Origin of the sequence: Alteriqipengyuania abyssalis (assembly GCF_019857185.1) — a bacterium.
GTDB classification, from domain to species: domain Bacteria; phylum Pseudomonadota; class Alphaproteobacteria; order Sphingomonadales; family Sphingomonadaceae; genus Alteriqipengyuania; species Alteriqipengyuania abyssalis.
Map to the genome: position 1 here is coordinate 944,922 of NZ_JAHWXP010000002.1, position 8,476 is coordinate 953,397.

Sequence of the window (8,476 nt, forward strand, 5' to 3'; positions counted from 1 at the left end):
GTGTGGCCTATATTGCGATGATGGACTTCGCCCCTGTGTTCGACCGGCTGGCCGCCAGTATCGGCAGCATTCCGCAAAGCGGCCTGCTGATCATCGCGGTTGCCGCGATGCTGATCGGCTGGCTGGGCGCTGCGCTCGCCCGGCGCGATCTCCTGATCGGGCGGATCGTCAGCACCGGCAGTACGCTGGTGCTGTGCGGAGTGCTGGTGCTGATCGTGCTCCAGCTCGCCCGGCTCGACCCGCGGTTCGACGTCGCGATGTCGGAAGTCGGCCTGCCCGAACAGAGCGTGGTCGGCGGGGAAACCCGCGTGGAGCTGTCGCCCGACGGGCATTACTGGCTCAATGCAGAGGTCAACGGCGTGCCCGCGCGTTTCCTGGTGGATACCGGCGCAACGCTGACCGCGATTTCGGAGCCGACCGCACGCGCGGCGGGGTTGGAGGAGCGGCGCGATCGGCTGCCGGTGATGATGACCACCGCCAATGGCACGATCTCGGTCGGTACGACCACGATCGAGGAATTGCGCTTCGGCAATGTCGCCGCCTTCGGGCTCGACGCGGTGCTCGCGCCCAATATCGGCGAGACCAACGTGATCGGGATGAACCTGCTCAGCCGGCTGGCACAGTGGCGGGTGGAGCAGGGCGTGCTGATCCTTGTGCCGAATGTCCCTCAGGAACAGCAAGTCGGCACCACGCAGGCAGATCGGACATAATCCTCCGCCGGAGCGCATTGCTGCACCCCGGCGGAGGTTGGCGTTGAGGCACTTGCCGTCAGGCGGCGAGCGTCTCGATGGTCTGTGCGGCGGCTTCGATCTTCTGCTCGCCATCGATCCCCATGATGCCGTCGGCGGCGATGATCTCGACATCGCGAATGCCGAGGAAGCCGAGGAAGTGGCGCAGCCAGGGCGTGAGGAAGTCGATCTCGCTGCCGATCGGCGTGCCGCCGCTGGCGATCACGACATAGGCCTTCTTGCCGGTCAGCAGGCCTTCCGGGCCGCTTTCGGTATAGCGGAACGTGGTCCCGGCGCGTGCGACCAGATCGGCCCACGCCTTGAGCGTGGAGGGCATGGTGAAGTTGTACACCGGCAGGCTGAGCACCAGCGTATCGGCGGCCTGCAGCTCCGCGATCAGCGCGTCGGCAACGTCTGCCAGCGCCTGCTGCTTCTCGTCACGCTCGGCAGGCGGGGTCAGGTTGGCGGCGAAGCGGTCCGCGTCGATCAGCGGCAGGTCGTTGGCGGCCAGATCGCGGGTGACGATGGTGGCGTCGGTGCCCTGGGCGATCTTCTCGACCAGCTTGCTGCCGAGCTTGCGCGAGACGGATTCTCCGCTGCGGATGCTGGCGGTGACATGCAGGATATTGGTCATGGGGTGTTCCTTTTCTTGTGAGAGGTTTCAGGCCGCGTCGACGAGGACGATTTCGCTGTCTTCCCTGGCGGTGATCCGCAGCACATCGAGATCGCTGATCGCCGCGCCGTCGCGTGCGTTGACGGTCTGCCCGTCGATCTCGACCGAGCCGGTCGCGGGCACGAGGTAGGCCTTGCGGTCGGCGCCGAGCGGGTATTCCACCGTTTCCCCCGCAGGGATCGTCGCGCCCACCACCCGGGCATCGGTACGGATCGGCAGGGCGTCGGCGTCTTCCTCGTAACCGCTGGCAAGCGTCACGAACTGGCCCGCGCGGTCGCCCTTGGGGAAGGGTTTGGCACCCCATTGCGGGGCATCGCCTTCGCTGGTCGGGATGATCCAGATCTGGAAGATCTGCGTCACCTCGTCCTCACGGTTGTATTCGGAATGGCGGATGCCGGTGCCCGCGCTCATCACCTGGACATCGCCCGCTTCGGTGCGGCCCTTGTTGCCCAGGCTGTCCTCGTGCGTGATCGCGCCTTTGCGGACATAGGTGATGATTTCCATGTCGCGGTGCGGGTGCGGCGGGAAGCCGGTGTGCGGCTGGATCGTGTCGTCGTTCCAGACCCTGAGATTGCCCCAGTGGACGCGCGCGGGATCGTGGTAGTTGGCGAAAGAAAAGTGATGCTTGGCATCGAGCCAGCCGTGGTTTTCGCCACCAAGACTATCGAAAGGACGCAGTTCGATCATTGCGATTCTCCTTGCCTTTGGCGGACATCGGCAGGTGCCGGTTCCGCTCCGTTGGTTCCGATTTAGGCTTGCGTACCCCTGCTGCTAAGTGGGATAAGTTCGATCCAACTGTTCGAGAAAGTCGAAATGTCCGAACCCGGCTCCCCCACGCTCGACCAGCTGCAGATCTTCCTCGCCGTGGTCGAGGAGGGCAGCTTTGCCGCCGCCGGACGGCGGCTGAACCGGGCGGTGTCGGTGATCAGCTATGGGGTGAGCAATCTCGAGGCGCAGCTTGGCCTCACGCTGTTCACGCGCGAGGGTACGAAGAAACCCGTGCTGACCAAGGAAGGCGAGGCGATCCTCGCCGACGCGCGCGTGGTCGCCGCCGGGCTCGCCGGATTGCGCGCGCGGGCCAAGGGCCTGCTCGAAGGGCTGGAGGCGGAGGTCAGCCTGGCGGTCGACGTGATGCTGCCGGCCGAGCGGCTGGCGCAGGTCCTGCGCGCCTTCGCCTGCGAATTTCCCACCGTGCCGCTGCGCCTGCACGTCGAGGCGCTGGGCGCGGTCGCCGCGCTGGTGCTCGATGGCAAGGCAGGGCTGGGGATTGCCGGGCCGGTCGCCGCCGGGATCGAGGGGCTCGACCGGGTGGAGGCAGGCTCGGTCCTGCTGGTGCCGGTCGCCGCGCCCGACCATCCGCTGGCCCGCGCAACCAAGCTGAAGCCCGGCGCGGGGCGCGACCATATCCAGCTGGTGCTGACCGACCGCTCTCCCCTGACGCAGGGGCGCGACTTTGCGGTCCAGTCCCCACATACATGGCGGCTGGCGGACCTCGGCGCGAAACACGCGCTGCTGCGTGAAGGGATCGGCTGGGGCAACATGCCGCTGCCGATGATCGAGGGCGATCTGGTCGCGGGCACGCTGGTCAGGCTGGCCATGCCCGACGATACCGGAGGGCCTTTCCGCTTTTCCGCCATCCATCGCTCCGACGCGGCCCCGGGCCCGGCGACATCGTGGCTGCTGGAGCGGTTCGTGACGCTGGGTGTGGGGCAGGATCGCTGACTGCGCGGCACAAAACCTGTGCCTAGTCACGGTCTTACGCTGCGAGCCTTCACCCGCATTGCCAAGTCGGTTATGGCGTTGCGCAGCAATGAATGAACCTTTCCTCTCCCGCACCGCGAATTTCTGCGACGCCTGCACGGTCCGCAACCGCGCGATCTGCGGCGATCTCGACAATGAAGAGATCGTCGCGCTCAACGCGATCGGCCAGCGCCGCCATCTCAGCGCGGGCGAAAACCTGCTGTGGGAAGGCGATGACGCGGTCGTCGTCGCCAATGTCGTGGAAGGGATGCTGAAACTCTCGACCAGCACCGCCGACGGCAAGGAGCAGATCCTCGGCCTCGCCTTTCCCGCCGATTTCATCGGTCGCCCGTTCGGCCATTCGACGCCCTATTCGGTCGAGGCGCTGACCGATGTGCTGGTCTGCGTGTTCCGCCGCGCCGATTTCGACAAGTTCGCGCGCGAACATCCCAGGCTCGAGCACAAGCTGCTGGAGCGCACGCTGTCGGAACTCGACCGGACGCGCAAATGGATGCTGCTGCTCGGCCGGATGACGGCGGAACAGCGCGTGGCAACCTTCCTGCTCGATCTGTCCGTCCGTTTTCCGGTCGAGGAAGAGGTCGGCACCCAGCCGGGTGCCTTCGCCCTGCGGCTGAGCCGCGGGCAGATCGCGGACGTGCTGGGGCTGACGATCGAAACCGTCAGCCGCGAATTCACCAAGCTGAAGAAGGCCGGTGTCGTCTCGCTGCCCAACCGCCGCGAAGTCGCGATCGAAGACCGCGAAGCGCTGGAAGATCTGGCCAGCTAGCCGCGCCGGCTATTCGCCGCCGCCCGCCTCGTCCACGAACTGGTCGTAGGCCTCCAGCGCCTGCGCGGCGTACATCGCGCTGGGCCCGGCACCCATGTAGATCGCCAGCCCGAGGGTTTCGGCAATCTCTTCCCGCGTGGCGCCATGCTTGCGCGCGCCATCCACGTGGTAGGCGATGCACGGGTCGCAGCGCACCGCGACCGAGATCGCGACCGCCAGCAGTTCCTTGGTCTTCGCGTCGAGGGCACCGGCGCCATGCGCCGCTGCCCCCATGTCGCGAAAGCCCTTCATCACCTCCGGCGCGCCGCGATGCAGCTGCTTGATCGCCGGGATGAGGTTGGCGGCCAGGGCGGGCCAGTCCTTGAAGTCGGTATGAGTCATCGGGCCGGTCCTCCCTGCCGATCGGTCAGAAGCGGTAGCTGACGCCTGCGCTCAGCACCCAGGGGTCGAGATCGTGCTCGGTCTGGATGGCCAGCGTGTCGCCCGCGTACCAGCTGGCGGTGGTATCGACGAAGTACTTCTTCGCATCCAGCGTCAGGCCGAACCCGCTATCGCCCAGCGGCACGTCCATCCCGGCCTGCAGCACGAAGCCGAATTCGTTCGACAGGTCGGTTTCGGTCACGCCCAGCGGGAGCGTGGCTTCGCCCGGATCGACATCGACCCACAGGAAGTAGGTCACGCCCGCGCCGACATAGGGTTTCACCGGGCCGAGGTCGAAATGACCCTTGGCGGTTACCGTGGCGGGGATCAGTTTCGCATCGGCGACCAGCTCGGCGCCCGGCAGGCCCGAAACCGCGTCGACATCGTGCTGCGTCATGCAGCAGATCGTCTCGATCGAGAAATTGTTCGACACGAAATATTCGACCGCCAGCGTGGGCACGAAATTGTCGTTGGCTTCGGTCTGGGTGTCGCCCGGCAGGCCGACCGTGTCGACATTGACGGCGCTGATCGCCCCATCCGGCATCACGACGGTGCCCAGCAGCTTCACCTGGATGTTGCCCTGTTCATCCTGAGCCGCGGCAGGCGTGGCCAGCATGGCGGTTCCAACAAGCATTGCGGCAAACAGACGCTTCATCTCTTCGATCCTTCTCGCATTCCATGTCAGCCGCCCCGTCCGGGCGGCGAGGGGAGAGATGGGCCCGTCGGCGGGGCGCTGCATTGACACAGATCAAGAATGGCAATTCGCCGGAATTCTGCGCAAAATTGATCCAGCGCAAAGACGCGTCGCGGCGCATGACTAGGCTGCGGGGCATGTGGCCTTATCATCCCGAACTGCTGGAAACGCCCGTGCCGCGTTACACCAGCTTTCCGACCGCGGCGGACTTCGATGTCCTGCCGGCCTGCCATTATCGCACCGCGCTGGAGCGGACGCAGGGCGATGTCTCGCTCTACCTCCACATCCCGTTCTGCGAGCAGATATGCTTCTACTGCGGCTGCAACACGGGCAAGGCGAACAAGCGTAAGCGGCTCGAAAGCTACCTGCGCGCGCTCCATCGCGAGATCGAGACGGTCGCCGCGCTGCTGCCCCGGGGCACCCGCGTGCGCCGGATCGCCTTTGGCGGGGGCAGCCCCAACGCGATCGCGCCGGTCGAATTCCTCCGCCTGATCGATGCACTGACGATCCAGTTCAATATCGACGAGCCGGTCTTCTCGATCGAGCTCGACCCGCGCACGATGAGCCGCGAATGGGCGCAGGTGCTCGCCGCCGTGGGGGTGGAGCGGGCCAGCCTCGGCGTGCAGACCTTTGCCCAGCATTGCCAGCAGGCGATCGGCCGGGTCCAGCCCGAAGAGCTGATCGTGCAGACGGTCGACTGGCTGCGCGAGGCGGGCGTCAGCTCGATCAACTTCGATCTGATGTACGGCCTTCCGGGCCAGACGCTCGATGATCTGGAGGATTCGATGCACCGCACCCGCGTGCTGGGTGCGGATCGGGTTGCGCTGTTCGGATATGCGCATGTGCCGCATATCGTCGCGCGCCAGCGCGTGATCGACGCGACCAACCTGCCCGACCGCCATCAGCGCTTCGCAATGGCCTCGGCTGGCTTCGGCTATTTCCTGACCCATGGCTATGTGCCCGTGGGCTTCGATCACTTTGCCAAGGCAGGCAGCGATCCGCTCGCGGCGGCGGCCACAAGCGGCCGGGTGCGGCGCAATTTCCAGGGCTTCACCGATGACCCCAGCGACGTGCTGATCGGGCTGGGCGCTTCGGCGATCAGCAGCTTCCCCGGCCTGCTCGCGCAGAACGAGAAGAATTCGGGCCGTTACCGGATGAAGGCGGGCGATGGTCAGCTAACCGTGAACCGCGGCATCCACCGCTCTGCCGACGACCGCTATCGCGGGGCGATTATCGAGCGGTTGCTGTGCGACGGGCGCAGTCGGGTGGGTGCGCGCCTGCTGGCCGAAGTCGCCCCGCGACTGGAGCCCTTCATCGATCGCGGACTGGCGCATATCGACCGCGAGTGGCTCTCGATCGAGCCCGATGGCCTGCCCTATGCGCGCACCATCGCTTCGCTGTTCGATGCCTATCGCGCGGTCTCGCCCCGGCAGTTCAGCTCGGCTGTGTGAAGTTCGGCGGACCGGCCCCCTCCGGCCGGTCCGCCCGGCGCGCCCTCGCGTGCCCCGGGGAGGGAGCGGCGCAGCGCCGCGCCGATAGCGATCGGCTGCAGTCAGTCCAGCTCGAGGTCTAGGGTGTCGCCCTTGTCCGAGCGTTTGCGGCAATTGCCCGCATGGCACGCCTTGAAACACGGCTGTTCGGGCACCCGATCGGGCTCATCTCCATCGACCGGAATCCGGATCACGCCGCCGCTGCACAGCTGCGCGGTGATCGAATCGCCGCCGCCGGGCAGAGGGCCGAGGATCATCGGAGCGAGGCCGATCAGCAGCAGCCACTCAGGCCTGATCATCGCTACGCTCCCCATTGCCCCGATCCTGACCGCCGGGCTCCTCGTCGATAAGGATCCGGTTCGCCGCGCCGTCCATGTCGTCGTATTGGCCATTGCCCACCGCCCAGAAGAACGCGGCGAGGCCGAGGCCCCCCATCGCCAGTGCGATCGGGATCAGGAAGGTCAGCCCGCTCATCGCGCGGCCCGCGTAAGGCGCAGCGAATTGGCGACCACCACCAGCGAACTGAACGACATCGCGAGCGCCGCGATCAGCGGGGTCACGAAGCCGAACAGCGCGAGCGGAATGGCGAGCATGTTGTAAAGAATCGCGAAACCGAAGTTCTGCCTCACCACGCGCATCGTGCGCTGCGCGGCGACCACGGCGAGCGCGACGGGCATCAGCCGCTCGCCCACGAATACCGCGTCGGCGGCCTGCTGGCTTACATCGCTGGCCGTACCCGGCGCGATCGAGACATGCGCGGCGGCGAGCGCAGGCCCGTCGTTCAACCCGTCGCCGACCATCAGCGGTCGTTTGCCCTCGGCCTTCAGACGCTCCAGCTCGGCCAGCTTCGCCTGCGGGGAGACCCGCCCGTGCCCGCTGATGCCAAGGTCTGCCGCAACTCCGGAGACGACCGTGTCCGCATCGCCCGAGATGATCCGGCTATCGAGACCCGCCGCCGCGATCCGCGCAATCGCGTCGGCCGCATCGGGGCGCAGCGCGTCGTGGAAGGGGATGGTCCAGCATTGCCTGGCGATCCGCAATTCGGTCGCGGTCGCGCCGCCATCGCCCAGCGGACGGGTCAGGCTGACGCGCTGCCCGTCGAACATGGCGAACACGCCTTCGCCCGCGATCTCTTCCGGCTGGCTGATCGCGGCAGGCTTCACGCCCTGCGCGGTGAGCGCCCTGGTCAGCGCGCGGCTGAGCGGATGGTGGCTCGACAGCGCGAGCGCGAGCGCGACGGGCCGGGCATGCTCGTCGACATGCGCAAGCTCGGCAACGGGCTCTCCCAGCGTCAGCGTGCCGGTCTTGTCGAACACCGCGATATCGGCCTCTGCCAGCCGTTCCAGCGCGCTGCCGTCCTTCACCAGCAGGCCCTTCTTCAGCAGCGCGCCCGATGCGACCACCTGCGCCGCGGGCACCGCCAGCCCCATTGCGCACGGGCAGGTGATGATCAGCACCGCGATCGCGATCACCAGCGACTGGTGCCAGCCCGCGCCTGCGATCATCCAGCCGACGAAGGCGAGCAGGGCGAGCGTGTGAACCACCGGGGCGTAGAGGCGCGAGGCGCGGTCCGCGATCCGCACATAGCGGCTGCGCGATTGCCCCGCCTCGTCCATCAGCCGCGCGATCTCTGCAATCGCGGTGTCCTGCGCGGCGGCGGTGATCCGCACCCGGATGGGCGCGAGCAGGTTGACCGCGCCCGCGTGGACGCTCTGCCCGATGGAGACATCCTCCGGCGTGCTCTCGCCGGTCAGCATGGCGTTGTCGATCGCGCTGGTCCCGGCCTCGATCGTTCCGTCGGCGGCCAGCGCATCGCCCGCGGCGACCAGCATGGTCATCCCCGGTTCGAGTTCCTCGGCACTCACCCGGCGGGTCGAGCCGTCGGGCAGCAGCACCGTCGCATGGCGGCCCATCCGGCTCAGCAGCGAGGCGATGCCTGCGCGC

Annotated in this window: 11 protein-coding genes; 4 read left to right on the forward strand and 7 right to left on the reverse strand. The window is 67.2% G+C overall.

Annotation, left to right across the window (positions count from 1 at the left end; genetic code table 11):
• Positions 1-20 precede the first annotated feature (20 nt).
• Positions 21-710: a retropepsin-like aspartic protease family protein gene (locus KYN89_RS09820; RefSeq protein WP_222824937.1), complete on the forward strand. Its 690-nt coding sequence runs from the start codon at positions 21-23 to the stop codon at positions 708-710.
• Positions 711-768: 58 nt separating this feature from the next.
• Here the strand turns inward: KYN89_RS09820 and KYN89_RS09825 are convergent, their stop codons facing one another.
• Both KYN89_RS09825 and KYN89_RS09830 read right to left on the reverse strand, forming a co-directional pair.
• Entirely contained in the window at positions 769-1,362 is a 594-nt protein-coding gene (locus KYN89_RS09825) for an FMN-dependent NADH-azoreductase (RefSeq protein WP_222824859.1), read from the reverse strand.
• 27 nt (positions 1,363-1,389) lie between these two features.
• The gene (locus tag KYN89_RS09830; protein ID WP_222824860.1) at positions 1,390-2,088 is read right to left on the reverse strand and encodes a pirin family protein; all 699 of its coding nucleotides are present in this window, start codon (positions 2,086-2,088) and stop codon (positions 1,390-1,392) included.
• A 126-nt stretch (positions 2,089-2,214) separates the two neighbouring features.
• Here KYN89_RS09830 and KYN89_RS09835 point away from each other — a divergent pair, with 126 nt between their 5' ends.
• Positions 2,215-3,123, forward strand: coding sequence for a LysR family transcriptional regulator (locus KYN89_RS09835; RefSeq protein ID WP_222824861.1), 909 nt, complete (start codon positions 2,215-2,217; stop codon positions 3,121-3,123).
• 88 nt (positions 3,124-3,211) lie between these two features.
• Complete coding sequence (locus tag KYN89_RS09840; protein ID WP_222824862.1) at positions 3,212-3,928, forward strand: Crp/Fnr family transcriptional regulator; 717 nt, start codon at positions 3,212-3,214, stop codon at positions 3,926-3,928.
• Positions 3,929-3,937: 9 nt separating this feature from the next.
• On the opposite strand, the gene KYN89_RS09845 is transcribed toward KYN89_RS09840, so the two are convergent.
• Positions 3,938-4,309: a carboxymuconolactone decarboxylase family protein gene (locus KYN89_RS09845; RefSeq protein ID WP_010234513.1), complete on the reverse strand. Its 372-nt coding sequence runs from the start codon at positions 4,307-4,309 to the stop codon at positions 3,938-3,940.
• 25 nt (positions 4,310-4,334) lie between these two features.
• Positions 4,335-5,003: an OmpW/AlkL family protein gene (locus KYN89_RS09850; protein ID WP_222824863.1), complete on the reverse strand. Its 669-nt coding sequence runs from the start codon at positions 5,001-5,003 to the stop codon at positions 4,335-4,337.
• 176 nt (positions 5,004-5,179) lie between these two features.
• Between KYN89_RS09850 and KYN89_RS09855 the strand changes: the two genes are divergently transcribed.
• The gene (locus KYN89_RS09855) at positions 5,180-6,493 is read left to right on the forward strand and encodes a radical SAM protein (RefSeq protein WP_222824938.1); all 1,314 of its coding nucleotides are present in this window, start codon (positions 5,180-5,182) and stop codon (positions 6,491-6,493) included.
• 101 nt (positions 6,494-6,594) lie between these two features.
• On the opposite strand, the gene KYN89_RS09860 is transcribed toward KYN89_RS09855, so the two are convergent.
• The 3 genes from KYN89_RS09860 to KYN89_RS09870 all read right to left on the reverse strand — a co-directional run.
• Positions 6,595-6,831 (reverse strand): hypothetical protein, encoded by a 237-nt coding sequence (locus tag KYN89_RS09860; protein WP_222824864.1) that lies wholly within the window; start codon positions 6,829-6,831, stop codon positions 6,595-6,597.
• Positions 6,818-7,006: a cbb3-type cytochrome oxidase assembly protein CcoS gene (ccoS, locus tag KYN89_RS09865; protein WP_222824865.1), complete on the reverse strand. Its 189-nt coding sequence runs from the start codon at positions 7,004-7,006 to the stop codon at positions 6,818-6,820. Before ccoS ends, KYN89_RS09860 begins: the two co-directional genes overlap by 14 nt.
• The coding region (locus KYN89_RS09870) for a heavy metal translocating P-type ATPase (protein ID WP_222824866.1) at positions 7,003-8,476 on the reverse strand (1,474 nt) is incomplete at its 5' end. The genes KYN89_RS09870 and ccoS, both read right to left, overlap by 4 nt.

Coding starts and splice junctions, on each gene's coding strand:
- KYN89_RS09820 (WP_222824937.1), top strand. CDS start 21: ATGGACTTCGCCCCTGTGTTCGACCGGCTGGCCGCCAGTATCGGCAGC.
- KYN89_RS09850 (WP_222824863.1), bottom strand. CDS start 5,003: ATGAAGCGTCTGTTTGCCGCAATGCTTGTTGGAACCGCCATGCTGGCC.
- KYN89_RS09855 (WP_222824938.1), top strand. CDS start 5,180: ATGTGGCCTTATCATCCCGAACTGCTGGAAACGCCCGTGCCGCGTTAC.
- ccoS (WP_222824865.1), bottom strand. CDS start 7,006: ATGAGCGGGCTGACCTTCCTGATCCCGATCGCACTGGCGATGGGGGGC.
- KYN89_RS09825 (WP_222824859.1), bottom strand. CDS start 1,362: ATGACCAATATCCTGCATGTCACCGCCAGCATCCGCAGCGGAGAATCC.
- KYN89_RS09840 (WP_222824862.1), top strand. CDS start 3,212: ATGAATGAACCTTTCCTCTCCCGCACCGCGAATTTCTGCGACGCCTGC.
- KYN89_RS09845 (WP_010234513.1), bottom strand. CDS start 4,309: ATGACTCATACCGACTTCAAGGACTGGCCCGCCCTGGCCGCCAACCTC.
- KYN89_RS09835 (WP_222824861.1), top strand. CDS start 2,215: ATGTCCGAACCCGGCTCCCCCACGCTCGACCAGCTGCAGATCTTCCTC.
- KYN89_RS09860 (WP_222824864.1), bottom strand. CDS start 6,831: ATGATCAGGCCTGAGTGGCTGCTGCTGATCGGCCTCGCTCCGATGATC.
- KYN89_RS09830 (WP_222824860.1), bottom strand. CDS start 2,088: ATGATCGAACTGCGTCCTTTCGATAGTCTTGGTGGCGAAAACCACGGC.